Annotated in this window: 19 protein-coding genes and 1 pseudogene; 10 read left to right on the forward strand and 10 right to left on the reverse strand. The window is 73.4% G+C overall.

What is annotated here, in order from left to right; genetic code table 11:
* Positions 1-57 precede the first annotated feature (57 nt).
* Positions 58-1,011, reverse strand: coding sequence for a ribose-phosphate diphosphokinase (locus QC283_RS38835; RefSeq protein ID WP_279566508.1), 954 nt, complete (start codon positions 1,009-1,011; stop codon positions 58-60).
* Between the two features lie 198 nt (positions 1,012-1,209).
* On the opposite strand from QC283_RS38835, the pseudogene otr(A) reads away from it, so the two are divergent.
* The 4 genes and pseudogenes from otr(A) (at position 1,210) to QC283_RS38855 (ending at position 6,010) form a co-directional block, all read left to right on the forward strand.
* Positions 1,210-3,105: pseudogene (otr(A), locus tag QC283_RS38840) on the forward strand (tetracycline resistance ribosomal protection protein Otr(A)).
* A gap of 111 nt (positions 3,106-3,216) precedes the next feature.
* The gene (locus tag QC283_RS38845; protein WP_279566509.1) at positions 3,217-3,879 is read left to right on the forward strand and encodes a DUF4230 domain-containing protein; all 663 of its coding nucleotides are present in this window, start codon (positions 3,217-3,219) and stop codon (positions 3,877-3,879) included.
* A gap of 210 nt (positions 3,880-4,089) precedes the next feature.
* Positions 4,090-4,632 carry a VanZ family protein gene (locus QC283_RS38850; RefSeq protein ID WP_279566510.1) on the forward strand — a complete coding sequence of 181 codons (543 nt, stop codon included), beginning with the start codon at positions 4,090-4,092 and terminating at the stop codon, positions 4,630-4,632.
* Positions 4,633-4,762: 130 nt separating this feature from the next.
* Positions 4,763-6,010, forward strand: a complete 1,248-nt coding sequence (locus tag QC283_RS38855; protein WP_279566511.1) for a glycoside hydrolase family 16 protein — start codon at positions 4,763-4,765, stop codon at positions 6,008-6,010.
* Positions 6,011-6,025: 15 nt separating this feature from the next.
* Here the strand turns inward: QC283_RS38855 and QC283_RS38860 are convergent, their stop codons facing one another.
* A complete protein-coding gene (locus tag QC283_RS38860) occupies positions 6,026-6,262 on the reverse strand; it encodes a hypothetical protein (protein ID WP_279566512.1) in 237 nt (78 codons plus the stop codon).
* A gap of 74 nt (positions 6,263-6,336) precedes the next feature.
* On the reverse strand, positions 6,337-7,146 hold the full coding sequence (locus tag QC283_RS38865; protein ID WP_279566513.1) for an SDR family oxidoreductase: 810 nt from the start codon (positions 7,144-7,146) through the stop codon (positions 6,337-6,339).
* 258 nt (positions 7,147-7,404) lie between these two features.
* Between QC283_RS38865 and QC283_RS38870 the strand changes: the two genes are divergently transcribed.
* The 4 genes from QC283_RS38870 (at position 7,405) to QC283_RS38885 (ending at position 11,816) form a co-directional block, all read left to right on the forward strand.
* Positions 7,405-8,436 carry a PHP domain-containing protein gene (locus QC283_RS38870; protein WP_279566514.1) on the forward strand — a complete coding sequence of 344 codons (1,032 nt, stop codon included), beginning with the start codon at positions 7,405-7,407 and terminating at the stop codon, positions 8,434-8,436.
* A gap of 67 nt (positions 8,437-8,503) precedes the next feature.
* On the forward strand, positions 8,504-9,160 hold the full coding sequence (locus tag QC283_RS38875) for an HAD family hydrolase (protein ID WP_279566515.1): 657 nt from the start codon (positions 8,504-8,506) through the stop codon (positions 9,158-9,160).
* A 61-nt stretch (positions 9,161-9,221) separates the two neighbouring features.
* Positions 9,222-10,424, forward strand: a complete 1,203-nt coding sequence (locus tag QC283_RS38880) for an FUSC family protein (RefSeq protein WP_279566516.1) — start codon at positions 9,222-9,224, stop codon at positions 10,422-10,424.
* 360 nt (positions 10,425-10,784) lie between these two features.
* Positions 10,785-11,816, forward strand: coding sequence for an SDR family oxidoreductase (locus tag QC283_RS38885; RefSeq protein ID WP_279566517.1), 1,032 nt, complete (start codon positions 10,785-10,787; stop codon positions 11,814-11,816).
* 100 nt (positions 11,817-11,916) lie between these two features.
* Here the strand turns inward: QC283_RS38885 and QC283_RS38890 are convergent, their stop codons facing one another.
* On the reverse strand, positions 11,917-12,255 hold the full coding sequence (locus QC283_RS38890) for a hypothetical protein (RefSeq protein ID WP_279566518.1): 339 nt from the start codon (positions 12,253-12,255) through the stop codon (positions 11,917-11,919).
* A 72-nt stretch (positions 12,256-12,327) separates the two neighbouring features.
* Positions 12,328-13,614, reverse strand: coding sequence for an ROK family transcriptional regulator (locus tag QC283_RS38895; protein WP_279566519.1), 1,287 nt, complete (start codon positions 13,612-13,614; stop codon positions 12,328-12,330).
* Positions 13,615-13,849: 235 nt separating this feature from the next.
* Here QC283_RS38895 and QC283_RS38900 point away from each other — a divergent pair, with 235 nt between their 5' ends.
* Positions 13,850-15,106 carry an FUSC family protein gene (locus QC283_RS38900; protein WP_279566520.1) on the forward strand — a complete coding sequence of 419 codons (1,257 nt, stop codon included), beginning with the start codon at positions 13,850-13,852 and terminating at the stop codon, positions 15,104-15,106.
* Positions 15,107-15,148: 42 nt separating this feature from the next.
* On the opposite strand, the gene QC283_RS38905 is transcribed toward QC283_RS38900, so the two are convergent.
* Positions 15,149-15,874, reverse strand: a complete 726-nt coding sequence (locus tag QC283_RS38905; RefSeq protein WP_279566521.1) for a DUF2470 domain-containing protein — start codon at positions 15,872-15,874, stop codon at positions 15,149-15,151.
* A 182-nt stretch (positions 15,875-16,056) separates the two neighbouring features.
* Complete coding sequence (locus QC283_RS38910; protein ID WP_279566522.1) at positions 16,057-16,665, reverse strand: TetR/AcrR family transcriptional regulator; 609 nt, start codon at positions 16,663-16,665, stop codon at positions 16,057-16,059.
* 129 nt (positions 16,666-16,794) lie between these two features.
* Between QC283_RS38910 and QC283_RS38915 the strand changes: the two genes are divergently transcribed.
* Positions 16,795-18,402, forward strand: a complete 1,608-nt coding sequence (locus tag QC283_RS38915) for a cytochrome P450 (RefSeq protein WP_279566523.1) — start codon at positions 16,795-16,797, stop codon at positions 18,400-18,402.
* Here the strand turns inward: QC283_RS38915 and QC283_RS38920 are convergent.
* The 3 genes from QC283_RS38920 to QC283_RS38930 all read right to left on the reverse strand — a co-directional run bounded on the left by QC283_RS38920 (position 18,364) and on the right by QC283_RS38930 (position 21,392).
* Positions 18,364-19,215, reverse strand: a complete 852-nt coding sequence (locus tag QC283_RS38920; protein ID WP_279566524.1) for a pentapeptide repeat-containing protein — start codon at positions 19,213-19,215, stop codon at positions 18,364-18,366. The two genes, QC283_RS38915 and QC283_RS38920, sit on opposite strands and share 39 nt — an antisense overlap.
* 62 nt (positions 19,216-19,277) lie before the next feature.
* Positions 19,278-20,021: a PIG-L deacetylase family protein gene (locus QC283_RS38925; protein ID WP_279566525.1), complete on the reverse strand. Its 744-nt coding sequence runs from the start codon at positions 20,019-20,021 to the stop codon at positions 19,278-19,280.
* A gap of 69 nt (positions 20,022-20,090) precedes the next feature.
* Positions 20,091-21,392, reverse strand: coding sequence for an alpha/beta fold hydrolase (locus tag QC283_RS38930; RefSeq protein ID WP_279566526.1), 1,302 nt, complete (start codon positions 21,390-21,392; stop codon positions 20,091-20,093).
* Positions 21,393-21,461: the final 69 nt, after the last annotated feature.

Raw genomic sequence — 21,461 nt, forward strand, 5'->3', positions numbered from 1 at the left:
GGGCGCACCTGGTGTGCGCCCGCACGCCGCGACCGGGCTCGGAGGAGGCGCTCGGCGTCAGCCGGCCGGCGGGGCGTCGAACAGGGCGCTGACCGACTCACCGTTGTGGATGCGGCGCACGGCCTCGGCGAGCGCGGGGGCGATGGACAGGACCCGCAGCTTCTCCGTGTGGTCGTCGGCCGGCACCGGCACGGTGTTGGTGCACACGATCTCCAGCACGTCCGGCTGCTCGCTGAGCCGTTTGAGGGCACCGGCCGCGAACAGTCCGTGCGTGCAGGCGACCCGGATCGTGCGCGGCCCCGCCTCCCGCAGCCGGTCCAGGAGTTCCAGCACGGTGCTGCCCTTGGCGATCTCGTCGTCGAGCACGATGACGTCACGCCCGGCGACATCCCCGATCACGGCGCTGATGCTGACCCGGTCGTCGGCGTACCGCTGTTTGGCGCCGGCCGCGACCTGGGCGCCGAGCAGCCGGGCGAACGCCGCGGCCTCCTTGGCGTTGCCCAGGTCCGGCGAGACGACGGTGGTGCGGGACAGGTCGTACCGCCGGAAGTGCGCGGCCAGTTCCCGCAGCGCGTGCAGATGGTCGACCGGGACCGAGAAGAAGCCGTGCACCTGGGGTGAGTGCAGGGTCATGGCCAGCACCCGGCTCGCGCCCGCCGCCACCAGAAGGTCCGCCGCCAGACGCCCGCCCAGCGAGATGCGGGGCGCGTCCTTCTTGTCGGAGCGGGCGTAGGAGTAGTGCGGCATGACGACGGTGATGCGGCCGGCCGACGCCCCGCGGGCGGCGTCGCACATCAGCAGCAGTTCGACGAGATGCTCCTGGACGGGCTTGACCAGCGGCTGGACCAGGAAGACGTCCCGCTCCCGGCAGTTGGCCTGGAGCTGCACCTCCAGGCAGTCGTTGGCGAACCGGCTGACCCGGGTCGGGCTGAGGGGCACGCCCAGCTGTGCGCAGACCTCCTCGGCCAGTTCGGGATGGGCACTACCGCTGAACACCGCGATGTCTCGCACTGACCGCTCCTAGCATGATCCTGACCGGCCGGGGGACCTCAGCTTACGGATATCCGGTTGCGGCAGGCCCGGGGGGTGGGGTCATGATGGCGCCGTACGTGTTCGTGTTCTCTCAGGTCAGGACCCCTCGCATGCGCCGCCTCCTCGACATCGCCCAGTGCCCCTTCCGGCCCACGGTCATCGAGGACTCGCCCACGCATGCACATCCAGACCACCCCGCACACTTCGAACACCCTGAACATCGGCATCCTGGCCCACGTCGACGCCGGTAAGACCAGCCTCACCGAACGGCTCCTGTTCGACCACGGCGCCATCGACCGGCTCGGCAGCGTCGACGCCGGCGACACCCGTACGGACGACGGCGGGATCGAGCGCCGGCGCGGCATCACCATCCGCTCCGCCGTCACCTCCTTCACCGTCGGCGGCACCCAGGTCAACCTGATCGACACCCCGGGGCACTCCGACTTCGTAGCCGAGGTCGAACGCGCCCTGGAGGTTCTCGACGGCGCGGTGCTGCTGCTGTCCGCCGTGGAGGGCGTACAGGCACGGACCCGGGTGCTGATGCGCACCCTGCGGCGGCTTCGGCTGCCCACGCTCGTCTTCGTCAACAAGATCGACCGGGCCGGCGCGCGCACGGAGGACCTGCTCGCCGACGTCCGGCGCCTGCTGACACCGCACGTCGCACCGCTGACACGGGTGACGGACGCCGGCACCGCGCACGCCCGGGTCGTGCGCCGCGCGCCGGACGAGCGGACCGCCGAGGCGCTCGCCGAGGTCGACCCGGACATCCTGGCGGCCCTGGTGGACGGCCCCGAGCCGACCGCCAAGGACCTCGCCGCCGCGCTCGCCGCCCGCACCGCCGACGGCTCGTTCCACCCCCTGTACCACGGCTCCGCACTCGGCGGCCAGGGCGTCGCGGAGCTGGTCGAGGGCCTGGTCGGGCTGGTCCCGGCCGCCGCACCCGCCACGTCGGGCCCCACGGCACCACACGGCACGGTCTTCGCCGTACGTCCCGGACCCGGCGGCGAGCGGACGGCGTACCTGCGCCTGTACGACGGTGAGGTGCGCCCGCGCCGGCGGCTCACGTTCCTGCGGCGCGAGCCCGACGGCCGGACCACCGAGGTGGCCGGCCGGGTGACGCGCCTGGACGTGGTCGGCGGGGCCGGGACACTCACCGCGGGGAACATCGCCGCGCTCACCGTTCCCGGCGGCCTGCGCGTCGGCGACCGGCTCGGCGACCTGACCGACCGCGCCCCGCAGTTCGCGCCGCCGACCCTCGAAACCGTGGTCCGCGCCAGGCACGCCGAACAGGCGGCGCCGCTGCGCTCCGCCCTGCTGGCGCTGGCCGACCAGGACCCGCTGCTGCACGCCCGCCCGGCGGCGTCCGGCGCCACCGCCCTGCTCCTGTACGGCGAGGTCCAGATGGAGGTGCTCGCGGCCACCCTGGCCGAGGACTTCGGGATCGAGGCGGAGTTCACGCCGGGCCGCGTCCGGTTCCTGGAGCGCCCGGCCGGTACCGGCGAGGCCGCGGAGGAGATGCCGTGGCTCGACCGCACCCGGTACTGGGCGACGATCGGGCTGCGCGTCGAGCGGGGGCCGCGCGACTCGGGCGGGGTGTTCGCCTACGAGACGGAGCTCGGCGCGCTCCCCCGCGCCTTCCACCAGGCCGTCGAGGAGACGGTCCACGCCACGCTGCTGACCGGCCTGACCGGCGCCGCGGTCACGGACTACCGGGTCACGCTGATCCGCTCCGGGTTCAGCTCACCGGTGAGCACGGCGGCCGACTTCCGCGGGCTGACCCCGATCGTGCTGCGCCGAGCCCTGCGGCGGGCGGGAACGCTGCTGTACGAGCCGTAGCAGGCCTTCGAGGTGGAGGTTCCGCCGGACGCGCTGGCGCCCGTGACGGCCCGGCTCGCCTCGCTGGGCGCGGACTTCACCGGTACGACGGGCGGCGACCCCGCCTGGCTGATCACCGGCGAGCTGCCGGCCCGGCGGGTGCGGGAGGCCGAGCTGCGGCTGCCGGGGCTGACGCGCGGGGAGGCGGTGTGGTCGTCCCGGCCGTCCGAGGACCGTCCGCTCAAACCGTCGCACTGAGCCGTCGTACGCGCCCCCTCCGCACCTCCGCTCCTCATCTCTTCCCGTCAACTACTCGGTCTGGCAAGGGGGATGGGGGGCATCCGGACAGTAGGAAGGAGGGCCGTCGCCATGACGACTCCCATCAGGAACCTCCCTCGGCGCATGCCCGGCTGGGCGAAGGCGCTGACCGCGATCGTGCTGGTGCTCGTCGTGCTGTTCGCGGGGCTCCGGCTGAGCGTCGTCCCGGGGCTGAAGGACCTGTTCGGCACCGAGACCCAGGACCGCTCGGGCCCCGCGCTGCTGACGTCCATCCAGGACATCAGCCGCTACGAGGCCGCCTCCGGCAACTTCCAGGTCGTCGTGGACCTGGAGAAGGACGCCAAGCTCCTGCCGGACGCGATCCGCGGCACCCGCACCCTGTACGTCGGGGCCGGCACCGTCGACGCCTACGTCGACCTCGGCAAGGTGGACGAGGACGACGTGACGGTCGACGGCGACCGCACCTCGGCCACCCTCCGGCTGCCGCACGCGGTGCTCGGCGAGCCGGCCCTCGATCCCGAACGCTCCTACGCCGTGTCCAAGCAGCGCGGTCTCCTCGACCGCCTCGGCGACCTGTTCTCGGACAACCCGAACGGTGAGCAGGCCGTGCAGAAGCTCGCGGCCCGGCACATCGGGGACGCGGCGAAGGACAGCGAACTCGAGGCCCGTGCCGAGAGCAACACCACGGCGATGCTCCAGGGGCTGCTGCACTCCCTCGGCTTCGAGGAGGTACGGGTGGCCTACGGGCCCTGAGCACTGACCGGCCCTGAGCAGTGACCGGCCCTGAACGGTGACCGGTCCTCAGCAGTGACGACCCGAGCGGTAAGGGGCCTGACCCCAGGCACCGCCGCTCATCCGGACCGCCGAAGCGAGTGCCGCCTGTCCCGCCGCCTGCCCGGCATCCTCCGCGGCTCGGCGGGTAACCGCCCTACCAGACGGGGAAGTTGACGACTGGAGGATCTCATGGCTCGTGGTGCCGTCCCGGGGTCGCGCTCCCCACTGCGCCTGCGCGCCGCCAGGGCCGAGGACGCCGGCCGGCGCGAACGGCGCCCGCTCGCATGGCCGTTGCGCCTGCTGGCGACGGTCTGCGCGTTCGCCTTCATGGTGGCGTTCGCGGTGGTGCTGGCGCGACTGACCCTGCACCCCTCCCCCGCGTCGGAGGCGCTGACGCACACCAACATGCGCCCCGGCCGCTCACTGAAGGCCTATCTGGACCAGCCCGCGCTGCGGGACGCCGTCAAGCAGATCGGCGGCAACATCGTGCTGGGCGTCCCGTTCGGTGTACTGGTCCCGGTCGTCGCCCCGCGCACCCGCGGGCTGCTGCGGGTGCTGCTGCTGACGGCCGTCGTGATGCTGCTGGTGGAGTTCGCGCAGGGCGCCCTGGTCACCGGGCGGGCCTTCGACATCGACGACGTCATCCTCAACACCACGGGCGCGCTGGTCGGTTACCTGCTTCTGGGCCGGCGGATGAGCCGCGCCGTGCACGCGCGCCGGTCCCGGAAGTGAGGGTGGGGCAGGTGGTCCGGACCAAGGTATTGACGGGCGCTTACTTCATGCCTTGAATCAAGGGGCGACGCCCTTACCCCCCACCTCGGTCGGCGCTCCCGTCCCGGAACGCCGTACGGAAGGGAGAGCCGTGGCCCGCCCACGCCTGCTCCGCAGATGCCTCCTCGCCGCCGCCCTCTCCGCCGGGCTGGCCGCGTCCCTCGTGACCGGTCCCGCCCAGGCGGAGCCCGAAGCCGCCGGCACCGCCGGTGCCACGGCCGCCGCCGTGACGTTCTCCGACACCTTCGACGGCCCGGCCGGTGCGGCCGTCGACTCCTCGAAGTGGCAGATCGAGACCGGCGACAACGTCAACAACCACGAACGGCAGTTCTACACCTCCGGCAACAAGAACGCGGCCCTGGACGGCCAGGGCCACCTGGTCATCACGGCCCGCAAGGAGAACCCGGCCAACTACCAGTGCTGGTACGGCACCTGCCAGTACACCTCGGCCCGGCTCAACACATCCGGGAAGTTCACCGCGCAGTACGGACACGTCGAGGCCCGGATGAAGGTGCCGCGCGGACAGGGCATGTGGCCCGCGTTCTGGATGCTCGGCACCCCGGTGAACTGGCCGGACTCCGGCGAGATCGACATCATGGAGAACGTCGGCTTCGAGCCCTCCACCGTGCACGGCACGATCCACGGGCCCGGCTACTCCGGCGCGGGCGGCATCGGCGCCGGCTACACCCTGCCCGGCGGACAGGCCTTCGCCGACGGCTTCCACACCTTCGCCGTCGACTGGGCGCCCGACTCGATCACCTGGTCGGTGGACGGCAACGTCTACCAACGGCGGACCCCGGCCGACCTGGGCGGGAAGCAGTGGGTGTTCAACAGGCCGTACTTCCTGATCCTCAACCTGGCGGTCGGCGGCTACTGGCCCGGCGACCCGGACGGCTCCACGGTCTTCCCGCAGTCGCTGGTGGTGGACCACGTGTCGGTGACGACGAGCGACTCGGGAACCGGCGGCGCGATCCGGGGCCTGGCCGGCAAGTGCGTGGACGTCGCCGCGGCGAACTCCGCCAACGGCACCCCCGTCCAGCTCTACGACTGCAACGGCACCACGGCCCAGCGGTGGACGGTGGGCTCCGACGGCACGATCCGGGCGCTCGGCAAGTGCCTGGACGTCAACGCCGGCGGCACGGCGGACGGCACGGTCGTCCAGCTGTGGGACTGCAACGGCAGCGCCGCCCAGCGGTGGGTCGTCACCGGAGCGGGCGACATCGTCAATCCGCAGGCCGACAAGTGCCTGGACGCCACCGGCAACAGCTCGGCCAACGGCACCCGGCTGCAGATCTGGACCTGCACGGGCGGCGCCAACCAGAAGTGGACGGTCGGCTGAGCCCCCGGCCCCGGGTCAGCGCAACGTCCAGGTGAACTTGTCCCCGCCCACCCAGCGGACCACGTCCGGGTCGTCCAGGTCGTGGACCGTGATGCCGAAGGCCGCGGCCGCCCTCAGCACGTCGGTGACGGTCTTGGCCTCACCGACCACCTGGCCGTCGATCTCCACGATCCGGAACGGCGGCGTGCCCGGTTGCACCTGGAGCACGAGGATCCGCGGACTGCCGATGTGCGGGCTCCCGATTTCGGTCATGCCTCGAGGGTAGGCCGCATGCCGCGGTGACTGCCGGACGGACGAGCGGGCGGGCCACGGGACGGCGCGGTTCCTCAGGGCCGCCGCCAGTCGTCGCCCGTCAGATGGGATCCGGCCATCGGGCCCATCCGGAGCATGCCGCCGTCGACGCTCCAGGAAGCACCGGTGACGTACGAGGCGTCCGGCCCGGCGAGGAAGGCGATCACGGCGGCGACCTCGCGGGCGTCGCCTGGCCGGCCGAGAGGCACGCCGGGGCGGCGCTCGGTGTGCGGGTCGGTGTCCTCCTGCCCGGTCATGGGCGTGGCGATCTCGCCGGGTGCCACGGCGTTGACGGTGATGCCGTGCTCGGCGAGCTCGATCGCCATGACCTGGGTGAGCAGGCCGAGCCCGCCCTTGGCCGCGCAGTACGGGGCGGCGCCCACCCGCGGCTGGTGTTCGTGGACGGAGGTCACGTTGACGATCCGGCCGCCCTCCCCCTGCCGGATCATGCGCCGGGCCGCTTTCTGCCCGCACAGGAACGGGCCGGCCAGGTCCACGTCCAGGACGTGCCGCAGATCGTCCAGCCCCAGGTCGAGGAAGGGCGTGGCGGTGCCGGTGCCGGCGTTGTTGACCAGGACGTCGACGCGGCCGAGCCGCTCGCACAGCTCGTCGACCGTGTCCGCCGCCCCGGGCAGCCGGGTCAGGTCCACCCGGGCGGTCTCGGCCCGCCGTCCCAGGGCACGGACCTCCTCGGCGGTCCGCTCGGCGCCCGCCTCGTCGGTGTGCCAGGTGATGCCGACGTCCATTCCCGCCTCGGCCAGGCGTACGGCGGTGGCGCGGCCGATGCCGGAGTCGGAGCCGGTGATGACGGCCACCTTGGCGTCGGACGGGCTGGGACTGGGCATGACGGCCTCCTCTTCGGCGTTCTCGGCTCCTCGGGTCTCCGGTTTCCGCGGCTCTCGGATCCCCGGATCCGCGGCTTCCCGGCGCCGCGGCACGGAGCGGTGCGCGGGGCGTCGCAGTACCCGGGCCCGGTACGCACAAACCGCTCGGCCCGTGGTGCGGGTCCCGGGGCACTGGGGAACCCTGGACGTGCCGGCGAAGAACGGAGCAGGCCGGAGCAGGCCGGAAGAGGTACGAGGAGGCCCGGGAAGGAGATGGCGATGGAGCCCGTCGAGGCACTGGAGCGGATCGCGTTCCTTCTGGAGCGGTCCCAGGAGCCGACGTACCGCGTCCGCGCCTTCCGCACCGCGGCCCGGGTGCTCGGTGAGCTGTCCGCGGCCGAGCTGCGCGAGCGGGCCGGGTCGCTGGAGTCCCTGAAGGGCGTCGGCCCCAAGACGGCGCAGGTGGCGCGTGAGGCGCTGGCCGGAGGGGTGCCCGGCTACCTGGAGAAGCTGGAGGGCGAGGCCGGTGCCCCGCTCGCCCGGGGCGGTGAACGGCTGCGGGAACGGCTGCGCGGCGACTGCCATCTGCACTCCGACTGGTCCGACGGCGGCAGCCCGATCGAGGAGATGGGACGGGCCGCGGCGGCGCTCGGGCACGAGTGGGCGGCGCTGACCGACCACTCGCCGCGGCTGACGGTCGCGCGCGGCCTGTCCCCCGAGCGGCTGCGCGAGCAGCTGGACGTGGTGGCCGGCCTCAACGAGACCTGGGCGCCGTTCCGGCTGCTGACCGGCATCGAGTGCGACATCCTCGACGACGGTTCGCTGGACCAGGAACCGGAGCTGCTGGAGCGGCTCGACGTCGTGGTGGCGTCCGTGCACTCCAAGCTGCGGATGGACGCCCGCGCGATGACCCGCCGCATGGTGGCCGCCGTACGCGATCCGCACACGGACGTCCTCGGCCACTGCACCGGACGGCTGCTCACCGGGCGGGGGCGGCCGGAGTCGGAGTTCGACGCGGACGAGGTGTTCACCGCGTGCGCGGAGTCGGGCACTGCCGTGGAGATCAACAGCCGGCCGGAGCGGCTCGATCCGCCGCGCCGGCTGCTGCGCCGGGCGGTGGACGCGGGAGTGCTGTTCTCCATCGACACCGACGCGCACGCGCCCGGACAGCTGGACTGGCAGATCCACGGGTGCTCGCGCGCGGAGGAGTGCGGGGTGCCCGCGGAGCGCGTGGTCACCACCTGGTCCCTGGACGAGCTGCTGGCCTGGACCCGTCAGGGCCGTACACCCTCCGGAGTGACGGACCGCTGACGTGGTACCCGCCGGGCGATCCACCGACCAGGAACGGGCCAGGACAGGGCCAGGAAAGGAACAGCGCATGGAACGGGCGGCCGTGTTCGACGTCGACGGAACCCTCGTCGACACCAATCACCTGCATGTGGCGACGTGGTGGGAGGCGTTCCGGCAGGCGGGACACCGGGTGCCGATGCACGCGATCCACCGGGCGGTGGGCCTCGCCTCCACCGACCTCATCGGGCATCTGCTGGGCGAGGACCGGGACACGGACCAGGACGCGCGGCTGAGCGCCGCCCACAAGGCGCTGTACGGGCAGTACTACGACCGCCTGCCGGCGCTGCCGGACGCCGGGGAACTGCTCCGCCGTCTGGCGGGCGACGGCTGGAAGGTCGTCCTCGCCACCTCGGCGGGCGGCCCGGAGCTGGGCGCGCTGCGGCGGGCGATCGACGCGGACGACGCGATCGACGCGACCGCGAGCGCCGACGACGTCGACGCGGGCAAGCCGTCGCCCGAGCCGGTGGAGCACGCCCTGGAACTCGCCGGGGTGCCGGCCGAGCGGGCGGTATTCGTCGGCGACACCGTCTGGGACATGCGCGCGGGCAGCCGGGCCGGAGTGCGCTGCGTGGCGGTGCTCTGCGGCGGTCTGCCCCGCGCGGACCTGGAGGAGGCGGGCGCGGACGCGGTCTACGCCGACCCGGCCGGGCTGCTGGCCTCGCTGGAGGAGAGCCCGTTCGCATGAACCACCGTGCCGTACCTCCCTTCGGGGCGCGCCGGCCGGTCGCGCGGATACCCGGCGCCGTATGACCGCTGTGACGCGTACCGCCCGGGAGGTGCTCCGGGGACGGCGACCGCTGACCGCGGTGTGGCGGGAGGTGTGTGCCGTCGGGCGGGCCGTCCGGGCGGCCTGGCAGGGTCCCGGACGGGAACGCGACCTGGTCGTGCAGTCGCTGAAGGCGGCGGGCGCGGCGCTGATCGCCTGGACCGTGGCGGGCGTCTGGCTGGGCGATCCGATGGCGTTGATGGCTCCCTGGGTCGCGCTCGTCCTCGTACAGGCCACCGTCTACAGCTCGGTCCGGCAGGCCGGGCAGCAGTTCGGGGCGATCTGCGTGGGAACCCTGGTGGCGTCCGCGGCGCAGGCCCTCACGGACGACAACACGGGGGCTCTGGTGCTCTCCCTGCCGGTGCTGATGCTGATCGCGAACTGGTCCCGTTTCGGCGGGCAGGGCATCTACACGGCCACCACCGCGGTGTTCGTGCTGGCCTCCGGTACACCGGTGTCGGCCTCCGCGGTGGGGCACCGGGTGGCGCAGGCCGCCCTCGGCGCGGTCATCGGTGTCGCGGTCAACGCCTTCGTGCTGCCGCCGATCCATCTGCGGGACGTGCGCGAGAACCTCGCGGCGCTGGCCCGGGAGGCGGGCGACGTCCTGCACTCCGTCGCCGCCGATCTGCGGGAGAACGAGTGGGACGCGCAGACCGCGGCCGGCTGGTCCAGCGACTCCGCGCGCCTCCAGCGGCGGCTGGAGGCGCTGGAGTCGGCCCGGTCGTGGAGCCAGGAGAGCCTGCGCCTGACCTACGGCCCGCTGCGCGCGCTGCGTCGCGCGCCCACCGCCGTCCCACCCGAGGACGAGGACCAGCGGTGGAGCCGGGTCACCGGGAACATCACGGCGCTGACCCGGACGCTGGCGGTGGCCGCCGACGAACACCGGACTCCCGCCCTGCCCGAGGGCCCGGTACTGGACCTGTACGCGCGTCTGCTGAAGCTGATCGGGGACGCCTGCCGCGGGGAGGCCGGCCGACTGCTGGGCGAGGCCGCCGAGGCCCGTCCGGAGGAGGAGACGGAGGCGACCATGGAGGAACTGCACCGGCGGTTGCAGGACGGACTGCGGGAACAGGCCGGGCACGGGGCCGCGCGGACGGCGGTCCTCGGCACCCTGCTGCTGCAGGCCGAGAACCTGTGGTCCGAGATCGTCCCCGAGCCGCAGGCGCAGGGGCGGGAGCAGTGACACACATCACCCCAAAACGCGACAGACGACGGAACACCGGCAGGCCCTCCCCCGTTGAAGAAGGCGTGGGTACGGACGGGACAGTGTCCCCGGGCCTCACCTATTGCCCACAGGGACGATCGTTCGGCTGAAGCCCTGTGGAGCCTTTCGCCGAGAGGCGACCGCCGTCCGTATCCACCTCGTACCGCCCCGATCGTGATTCCCCCGTCGCGATCGGGGCTTCTTCTTGCCCGCTCACCTTGCCCGCTTCCCTTGCGTCTGCCCCTTGCGCCCTGCCCTTGCGTCCGTGCTTGCGTGCCTCTCCGGCGTGGCGGGTACCCGGTGACCTCCGTAGGGGCGGGCGGCCGAGAGGAGCGCAAGGTGAGCAGCACAACGGGCGGCAGGATCGTGGTCACGGGTGCCACCGGCAACGTGGGCACCAGCGTGGTGCGGCTGCTGTCGGAGGATCCGGGGGTCGCGTCCGTGCTGGGGCTGGCCCGGCGGATTCCCCAGTGGTCGCCCCCGAAGACGGAGTGGGCCGCGGTCGACCTGTCCTCGCAGCGGGCCGACCTGACCGGCCACTTCGCCGGCGCGGACGCCGTGGTGCATCTGGCCTGGGCGTTCCAGCCGACGCACGATCCGGCGACGACGTGGCGCACGAACGTTCTCGGCTCCATCCGGGTCTTCGAGGCGGTGGCCGCGGCCGGGGTGCCGGCGCTGGTGCACGCCTCGTCGGTCGGCGCGTACTCGCCGGGGCCGAAGGACCACGCGGTGGACGAGTCCTGGCCGACGCACGGCTGGCCGGACGCCGCGTACTGCCGGGAGAAGGCCTATCTGGAGCGCTCCCTGGACATCTTCGAGCGCGACCACCCGGGGATCCGGGTGGTACGGATGCGACCGGCCTTCCTCTTCAAGCGGGAGTCGGCCAGCGAACAGCGCCGGATCTTCGGCGGCAGGTTCCTGCCGGGGCCGCTGGCGCGTCCGGAGCTCCTCCCCTTCCTGCCGGACGTCCCCGGTCTGCGGGTGCAGGCACTGCACACCGACGACGCGGCGGGCGCCTACCGCCTGGCGGTGCGCTCCGAGGACGCCCGGGGCCCTTTCAATCTCGCGGCCGATCCGCCGGTCGACGCCGAGCTGCTGGGCGGGATGACCGGTGGGCGAACGGTGCGACTGCCCCGCGCAGCGGCCCGCTCGGCGATCGCCGCCGCGTGGGGGCTGCGTCTGCTGCCCGCCTCCCCGCATCTGTTCGACGCGGTGCTGCGGCTGCCGCTCATGGACTGCACGCGGGCGCGGACGGAGCTGGGCTGGCGCCCGGAGCACACGTCCACGGAGGTGCTGGAGGAGTTTCTGCGGGGCTTCCAGCAGGGCGCGGGGGCGGCTACGGAACCCCTGCGGGGGCGCAAGGTCGGCTGAGCGCGAGCGCGGTTCACGGGCCGGGACCGGTGTCCCGGCCCGTGAACCGGCCCATTTGACGCGGCCCGTTTGACGCGGCCCGGTGATCCGGACGACCCGTTCAGCCGGACGACTCGTCGGGCACCGGGTGCTCGGGGTGTACGGCGCCCGAGTGCGGTGCGCCCTGTCGGCCCGTTCCCGCCTCGTCCGTGTCGGGGACGTCGGTGGCGGGCCCGGTCGCCGGTTCGCCCCCGTCGCCCGCGGTGTCGTCCGTTCCGGCGCCCTCGTCGCCCTCGTCGCTCTCGTCGGCCTCGGGACGCTGGCCCTGCTCGCGTTGCTCACGCGTGGGCGCGGCGGCCTCCCAGGGGTCGTCGCCGGTGCCGGCCTGCTGGTCGGGCATGTCCCGCGGGACGGGGGCGGCACCGTTCTCACCCGGTCCTTCGAGGCGGTGGTCGGTCACGGCGCACTCCCTTTCGCGGTCCTCCTGGTCGTTCGAGCGACATCGGGTACCACTGCGGTGACCAGCGAAACCTCAGTACGGGGCCCGTTCCTCGAGCGCCGTGCGCCACGCGGGAACCGGGTCGGGTGCCGGCTCCGGGCGCCGGCCGCCGCGCGCGAAGAAGTCGGCCAGCGGCAGGATGGCGGCGCCGACGGTGACGGCGTCGGGGCCGAGGCGCCCCAGGTCGACGGTCACCTTCCCGGCGGGGTGGCGCAGCGCGTACGACACCGCGTGACGGCGTACGGCGGGCAGGAAGCGGGGGCCGAGCTGGAGGCCGGCCCAGCCTCCGATGAGGATGCGCTCGGGCTGGAAGAGGTTGATCAGGTCGGACAGCCCGGCGCCCAGGTACTCGGCGGTCTCCTCCAGGACTGCGAGCGCGACCGGGTCGGCCGCCTCGGTGCCGGCCGGGTAGGCGGCGGCGAGCATCGTGGTCAGGGCGGTCTCCTCGTCGGTGCCCTCCGGCACCCGGCCGCCCTCCTCCCGCCAGCGGGCCAGCAGCGACTCCGCGCCCGCGTACGCCTCCAGGCAGCCGAGCGCGCCGCAGCGGCAGCGTCGGCCCCTGACCCGGACCGTCAGGTGCCCCCATTCGACCGCCCGGCCGTGCTCGACGTCGGGGGTGACGAGGCTGGCGCCGACGCCGGAGCCGAAGAGGACCACGACCGCGTTGCGGGCACCGCGTCCGGCGCCGAACCACATCTCGGCCTGGCCGAGGGTCTTGGCGCCGTTGTCGATGAGGTAGGGGACGGATTCGGGCAGCGGGGACCCGGCGCGGAGCAGGGACTCCAGCGGGACCGCGTCCCAGCCGATGGTCTGGCCGTGCACGACGGCTCCGCGGTCCGGGGTGTGCTCGACGATGCCGGGGACGCCGATCCCGGCGCCGAGCAGCCGCTCGGGCGCCAGTCCGGCCGAGGCCAGCACCTCGGTGATGCCGTCCCGGATGTGGCCGACGATCATCTCGACGTCGTACCGCTGCTGGGCCAGCGGGCGTTCGGCGCGGGCGAGCTCGGTGAGCGTCAGGTCGAACAGCTCGACGCGCACCCGGGTCTCGCCGACGTCCACACCGATCATGTGGCCGCTGCCGGGGACCACGCGCAGCAGGGTGCGGGGCCTGCCGCCGTCGGAGTCGACGCTGCCGGCCTCCTCCACCAGGCCGTCGGCGACCAGGTCGGCGACGACGTTGCTGACGGAGCCGGAGCTCAGTCCGGTCGCCGGGCCCAGCTCGAAACGGCTGAGCGGCCCGTCGAAGTAGAGCCGCTGGAGCACGGCCGTACGGTTGGCCCTTCTCAGGTCGCGCACCGTGCGCCCGTTCCGCCCCGCCATGTGGCTCCTCCCCGTACCTCGCCCGGTCTGCAACATACCTCTGCCGGGCTCCGGCACGCGACTTCCTTCTCTTCTTAATTCATGCCATGAACGCACACTCGCCGAAATCCGCTGACATCACCTCTCCACGGCTACCGCCGGCCCACGGCGCGTGAGAACCACTTCTGCCACCTTTGTCCGGTTACCGTCCTGTCCGGATACGTTCGAGGCGCCTGGGGAAGGGAACAGCCCGAGGATGCGGGATGTGCGGAAGAGTGCGGCTGCGGCTCTGCGGCGGGTGAAGTGGCTCAGGGACCCCATGGTCGTGCAGGCGCTGCGCTCGGCGACCGCGGCCTCGATCGCCTATGTCATCGCGGTGCGGCTGACCCCCGACAAGTCGGCGGCGCCGCTCACCGCACCCCTGACCGCGCTGCTGGTCGTCCAGGTCACCCTGTACGCCACGCTCAAGATGAGCTTCCGCCGGGTGAACGCCGTGGTGGCCGGCGTCCTGGTCGCCATCGGCTTCAGCCAGTTGGTCGGGCTGAGCTGGTGGAGTCTGGGCCTGGTGATCGTGGCGGCGCTGGGCGTCGGGCATCTGGTGCGGGCGCACGAGTTCGTGGCCGAGGTGGCGATCAGCGCGATGCTGGTGCTCGGTGTGACCTCGCACGGGAGCCTGGCGTGGGCCCGGGTGGTGGAGACGCTGATCGGGGCCACCGTCGGGCTGGCCTTCAACCTGGTCCTCGCCCCTCCGGTGTGGGTGGAGCAGGCGGGCGAGTCCATCGAGGGGCTGGCCCGGCGGGTGCGGCAGCTGATGTTGCGCATGGGTGAGGAGGCCGCCGACAGCACCCCGTTCCACGAGGCGGCGGCCCGGCTGCACGAGGCCCGCCGGCTCGACCATGACATCGGCGAGGTGGACGAGGACCTCCGGCAGGCCGAGGACAGCCTCCGCCTCAATCCCCGCGTGCGGGAGGGGCTGCTCCACCGGGTGGTACTGCGGACCGGTCTGGACACGTTGGAGATCTGCACGGTGGTGATGCGGGTCCTCGCCCGCACCTTCACCGACCTCGCGAAGGAACGGGAGCCGGACCCGCTGTTCGGGCCGGAGACGGGCGCCACCATCCAGCAGTTGCTGTCCGAGATCGCCGACGCCGTGGTCAGCTTCGCGGTGCTGGTCACCACCAGCGCCAGCGAGGACGCCGAGTCCGCCGAGGAGCGCCTCTCCGCGGAGCTGCGGCAGGCCGCGGTCACCCGGGACAGGCTGGCCGAGCTGCTCCTGGCGGAGGTCCAGCGCAGCCCCCTGCACTGGCAGTTGCACGGCGCGGTACTGACCGAGGTCAACCGTGTCATCGACGAGATGGACACCGAGCACCGCTCACGCCGGCTCCTGGAGGAACTGGACGCACACACGCGCGAACTGCGCGAACGCATGCCGCGGCTGACCCGGCTGCGGGACGGGCTGCGGGCGCGGCTGCGGAAGCGGAACCGCGGGCGCGCCGCGCGTCGCTCCCCCTGACGGAGCGGCCTGGGCCGGCCGGCGTCGGCGGGGCCGTGCACCTCACCCGTCGCGGTCGGTGCGCTGCCACTGCAGGGCCCGGGGGCAGGCGGCGGCGCTCGCCTGCGTCAGCAGCACGTGCATCCGCTCCGTGAGCTGCGTGACGTCGTCGGCGGGCGCGTGGAAGGGCAGTCGTACGTCACCGTGGGCGCGGACGCGCTCGATGCGCAGCGTCAGTCCGTGCCGGTCGACCGCGAGCGGCCGCACCCGGACCGCGCCGTGCAGGCTGTCGGCGTCGACGAGTCGGGTCAGCCGCTCCACCGCGTCGCCGTGGCAGTCGGCGAGATGGGTCAGCAGCCGGGCCTCGGCCAGGGCCAGCGGGTCGGGACCCGCGGCGGCGAACTCGTCGAGGTCGACCACCACGGCACCGGACGGCTGCCGCAGCACCACGCGTGTGGGCGTGAACGCCAAGTGGCCGTCCTCCACGGTGAGCCGGCCCGCGAGCCAGAGCCGGGCCCTGATCCGGCCGCGGACCGGGACGGGCGCCACGTCGGCGAACTCCAGCACGGCGGACGGCTCCCCGCGTGGCGCGCAGATCGCCGCCGCGAGCAGGGCGCTGTCCTCGGGCACGCGCAGGAGCACCCGGCCGTCGTCGGCCACGGTGTGCGCGCCGACGAACTCCTCACGGCCACCCTCCGCGGTCACCGCGCAGGACCACGCGGCGGCGAGTACGGAGCGGGCCTGCTCCGCCGCCGCAGGCGCGGCCGTCCAGGTGTGGCTGTCACCCATCCCCAACCTCCGTCGTCAATTCAGCCGGTCGATTCGGCTACTCATTAGGTAAGGCTCACCTAACCTATAGGACTTCGGGGTGTGCGCCAACCAGGAGGCGTGATCTTCGCGAGACTTTTTCAGCGCACCGGAGGGCGCACTTCAGCGGTCTGAGGGCGCGTTACGAAGTGCAACGGGGGCGCTCACGGCCTAATGGCGCCCAGCAGGGCCCGGGCGCACAGGTCGCGCACCTGCTCCCGGCCCGGCTCCGGGTCCCGCAGCCACTCCAGGCAGACCGCGGTGGTGAAGGCCAGCCAGCCGCGCACCGCCAGCCGTACGTCGGTCCGCGCCCCGAAGGCCGGGCCGAACTCCGGGTCCGCGGCCAGCGCCGCGAGGATCTGCCGCTCCTGCGCGTCCAGCGCCCGCTGGTAGACGCGGCGCACCGCCCGGTCCCCGGCGGCGTCGGCGCGATGGAAGGCGCGGTAGCCGTGCGCGTGGGCGCGCACGTACTCCAGGTAGGCGTCGAGGCCCGCGGTGAGCTGCTCGTGGACCGGAACTCCGGGCACCGCCGCGGTCATCCGCAGCATGCGCTCGCTCTCGCGCTCGACGACCGCCGCGAAGAAGTCCCGTTTGGTCGGAAAGTAGTGGTACAGCAGCCCGCGGGAGACTCCGGCGATCTCGGCGACCCGCTCGATCCACACCTCGTCGTAGGGGCTCTCCGAGAACAGTCGCGCGCCGGCCGACAGCAGTTGCTCCCTGCGCTCCCCGGTGCTGAGCCGTCGGCGGGTGCGCTCACCATCGTTCGCGGCCATGCCCGCACTTTACTTGACGCCGGTTCAACAACGGGACGAGACTGAGGCGCGTTATTGAATCCATGTACAACACACGACGCGCTTGCCTCGGCACGTGCCACACGCCGCTGCGTCAAGGGAGGTCGCGCCATGGCGGGGACGACGAACGAAACGGCCCGGGACGGACTGCCGAAGGGGTTCCGCAGCGCCGAGCTGGGCTGGCCAGAACTGCGCCGCGTCCCTCGTCCGCCGTACCGGGTGCCGCTGCTCGGCGATGTGGTGGGGGCCGGCCGGCGCACGCCGATACAGGACTCGCTGCGGTACGCCCGGCGGCTGGGTCCGATATTCCGGCGGCGGGCCTTCGGCAAGGAGTTCGTGTTCGTGTGGGGCGCCGGACTCGTCGCCGACCTCGCGGACGAGGCGCGGTTCGCCAAGCACGTGGGCCTCGGCGTGGCCAACCTGCGGCCGGTGGTCAGGGACGGGCTCTTCACGGCGTACAACCACGAGCCCAACTGGCAGCTCGCGCACGACGTGCTGGCGCCCGGGTTCAGCCGGGAGGCCATGGCGGGCTACCACGTGATGATGCTGGACGTGGCCGGGCGGCTGACGGACCACTGGGACCGGGCGCGGGCGGCGGGCCGGGCGGTGGACGTACCCGGTGACATGACCAAGCTGACGCTGGAGACGATCGCGCGCACCGGGTTCGGGCACGACTTCGGTTCCTTCGAGCGCCCCCGCCTCCATTCCTTCGTCACCGCGATGGTCGGCACGCTCACCTACGCGCAGCGCCTGAACACCGTGCCCGCGCCGCTGGCCCCGTGGCTGCTGCGCGGTGCGAGCCGCCGCAACACCGCCGACATCGCCTACCTCGACCGCACGGTCGACGACCTGGTCCGCGCCCGCCGGGGCGCCGGCGGCAAGGGTGGCGAGGGCGACCTGCTCGACCGGATGCTGGACACGGCTCATCCCGAGACCGGTGAGCGGCTGTCGCCGGAGAACATCCGCCGCCAGGTCATCACCTTCCTGGTGGCCGGTCACGAGACCACCTCGGGCGCGCTCTCCTTCGCCCTGCACTACCTCTCCCGGCACCCCGACGTCGCGGCCCGGGCCCGCGCCGAGGTGGACCGCGTCTGGGGCGACACGGAGGCGCCCGGCTACGAGCAGGTGGCCAAACTGCGCTACGTACGCCGGGTGCTGGACGAGTCGCTGCGGCTGTGGCCGACCGCGCCCGCCTTCGCCCGGGAGGCTCGCGAGGACACGGTGCTGGGCGGGACGTATCCGATGCGGCGGGGTGCCTGGGCGCTGGTCCTCACGGGGATGCTGCACCGCGACCCCGAGGTGTGGGGGCCCGACGCCGAGCGGTTCGACCCCGACCGCTTCGGCGCCAAGGCCGTACGGGCCCGTGCCCCGCACACCTTCAAACCGTTCGGGACGGGCGCGCGGGCGTGCATCGGGCGGCAGTTCGCGCTGCACGAGGCGACGCTGGTCCTCGGGCTCCTGCTGCGCCGCTACGAGCTGCTGCCCGAGCCGGACTACCGGCTGCGGGTGACCGAGCGGCTGACGCTGATGCCGGAGGGACTGCGACTGCGACTGGGCCGGCGCGCCACGGCCGGCCGCTCCGGCGCGGCACCGGACCGGTCGGCACCGGACGACACGGCACCGGATGACGCGGCATCGTCATCGGCACCGGGCCGGCCGTCCACCGCCGGGGACGCCGGCTCAGGTCCCCGCTGTCCAGTGCACCGGGTGGCTGACTGAGCCCGGCAGCCGGGTGCCCGCGCTGCCCCGGGCGGCGGTGAGCTGCGGCTGGGTGAGGAAGAAGGCACCCGTCAGGTCCGCGTCCGTCAGGTCCGCGTCGCGCAGGTCCGCGCCGATCAGGTCGGCGCCCCGCAGATCCGCGCCGGTGAGGTCGGCGGCGATGAGGTAGGCACCGCGCAGGTCGGCACCGCCGAGGTCGGCGCCCCGCAGGCGGGCGCCCATCAGGTCGGCGTTGCGACGGTTCTTCTTCTTGCCGCGCGTGCCGGCCCGCACCAGTTCGCTGGTGCGCAGCAGCAGGACGTTGACCCGCTGCCGGTGCGCGGCCACGTCGAGGGCGGCCAGCTCCTCGGGGGACCCCTCGGTGAGGCGCTCGGTGTCGGTCAGGGCCCGGCGCAGGTCGGCGTGGACGGGGCGGGCGGCGGGCAGGGCCAGGGCCTCGGTCAGGTACCAGAGCAGTTCGTGCAGCTGGCGGACGACCGGGAACACGTCGAAGACCCGGCGGGTGCGCTCCGGCGGGCCGGTGCGCCAGTCCTGGCCGCCGAAGGTGACCTGCGAGACCTTCTGACCGGCGCCGAAGCAGTCGTAGACGGTGCAGCCGGTGAATCCGCTCTGCCGCAGCCGGGCGTGGATGCCGCAGCGGTGGTCGTCCCGGAGGTTCGGGCAGGGCTTGCCCGCGTCCTTGTCGATGGCGAAGTCCGCCGAGCGGGCGAAGGGCAGGGCCACGCAGCACAGGCCGAAGCACCGCTCGCAGTCGCCGCGCAGTTCCGCCTGGCCGGCGGTGGGTTCTCGCTGGTCGGCAGTGGGTTCTCGCATGGCGTCGAGCATACGGACCGACGGGACGCCGGCGGCCCCGGGCCCGGTCAGGGCTTCCCGTCCTATCGGCCAAAGACCTCGAAGGTCACCGCCGGCTTCCCGCCGAACCGCTCCGCGGCGGCCTCGGCGTACCCGACGAGGAATCGGCGCACGTACGTCTGAGGGTCCTCGTCGGTCAGCGCCTCGATGTACGTGCGGTGTTCGAGCAGGGAGCGGACGGCGCGCTCCAGACCCGGTGAGGCGTCCACGGCGTGCGTGGGCGAGGAGGAACCGGTGACGGCGACCCAGCGCACGCCGTCCCAGGGTTCGAGGCCCTGCTCGGTCAGCTCCGGGAAGATCCACCGGTTGCCGGCGTCGCCCGCCGCGTCGAGCGTGGCGCGGCCGACGGCGACGTGGTCCGGGGTGTTCCAGGCGACGCCGCCCCAGGTATCCCGGTGGTTGAGGGTGATGACCAGCTCGGGCCGGTGCCTGCGGATCGCGGCGGCGATGTCGCGGCGCAGGGCGGTGCCGTACTCGATGACGCCGTCGCGGTGGTCGAGGAACTCCACCTCGCCCACCCCGACGACGGCCGCGCTCGCCCGCTGCTCCCGCTCCCGCAGGGCGCCGCACTCGGCGGGCGCCAGTGTGTCGATACCCGCCTCGCCCCGGGTCGCGAGGACGTAGGCGACCTCGCGGCCCTCGTCGGTCCAGGAGGCGATCGCCGCCGAGCAGCCGTACTCCAGGTCGTCCGGGTGGGCGACGACGGCCAGGGCCCGTCGCCAGTCGCCAGGCATGGGCTCCAGTCGGGTGCTGGTCGGCTCCGTCATGCCCGCACCCTAGTCCCTGCCGCCGTCCTCCCCCCGGGAATCGACACGTCGTCCTCCAGGACCCGCCGTTCAGGCCTCGTCGCGGGCGAGGGCGAGCAGCCGGTCCAGGACGCGGGGGCCGCCGGCCCGTACGCCGTCGTGCTCGAACTCGTCGGTGACCCAGGTGCGCAGGCCCCGGATCGTGCGGGCGGTGCTCAGCGCGTGGCCGGTGTCCACGTACATGTCGTCGTGGTAGACGGCCGCGGCGGCCGGGACCTCGTTGGCGGCGAGTCGGGCGGGGTCGTACAGCGGTGTCCAGTCGGTGCGGGCGGCGAGGAGCTCGGCGGTCTCGCGCAGCGGGCGCAGCGCCGGGTCGCAGTCGAACATCCAGGGGTGGATGGACTCGCCGGTGAACATCAGCGGTTCGTCACCGGCGAGCGCCTTCGCGGCGTCGAAGCGCGGAAACTCGGCACGGACCCGCTCGGCGGACCAGTTCGTCGGGCGCGCGTCCTGGCCGTAGATGGCCTCGTGGACGAGGGCGTAGAGCGGGTGGCCGGCGTACGACAGCAGGCTCTGCGCCTGCTCCTGGAACGCGTCGGACAGCTCGTGTCCCCCTGGGGTGCGGACGAAGGCGTCCTCCAGGAGGAAGTGCAGGCGGTGGCTGCCCTCGCCGCCGCCGAGGACGATGCCGAGGGACTGGAAGGCCTCGGTGGTGAGCCGGTAGCCGTTCGGCAGGACGACGTCGTGGGTGAGCAGGTGGTCGGCGATGCGGCGGGCGCGCTCGACGTCCTGCGGGTAGCGGGCGTAGTGCGCGGCGACCTTGCGCTGGATGCGCGGGTAGGCCGCCCGGTAGACGTCGTCGGCGTGGGCGTCCAGGGAGGGCAGGCCGCCGGTGATCAGGGCGGTGCTCAGGCCCTCGGGGGCCAGCGACAGGTAGGCGACGGTGCAGAAGCCGCCGAAGCTCTGGCCGAGGACGGCCCAGGGGGCACCGCCGGTGACCTGGGGGCGGATCGTCTCGCAGTCGCGGACGATGGAGTCGGCGCGGAAGTGGGTGAGGTAGTCGGCCTGCTCCGCGGGGCCGCCGCGCAGCGGGAGCGTCTGGCGGTTGGCGGGCGTGGAGGCGCCGGTGCCGCGCTGGTCGAGGAGCAGTACCCGGTACTCCTTCAGGGCGCGGCCGAGCCAGGCGGGGCGGCCGATGAAACGGTTCGCCCCGAAGCCGGGGCCGCCCTGGAGGTAGACCAGCCACGGCAGGTCCTGGTGTGCCTTGTCGCTCGCGACGGCCTCACGGGCGTACAGCTCGATCGTCTCCCCGGAGGGGTTCGCGTGATCGAGGGGCACGGTGAAACGGCGGTCGGTGAGGACGACGCCGGGCTGACGGTAGCTGAGACTCAACGGGGCTCCCGGGACGGATGGATCGTGTGAACGGGTCGCACGGACAGGTCGCACGGACAGACGGACAGG

This window comes from Streptomyces sp. DH41 (genome assembly GCF_029813785.1).
Lineage (GTDB): Bacteria > Actinomycetota > Actinomycetes > Streptomycetales > Streptomycetaceae > Streptomyces.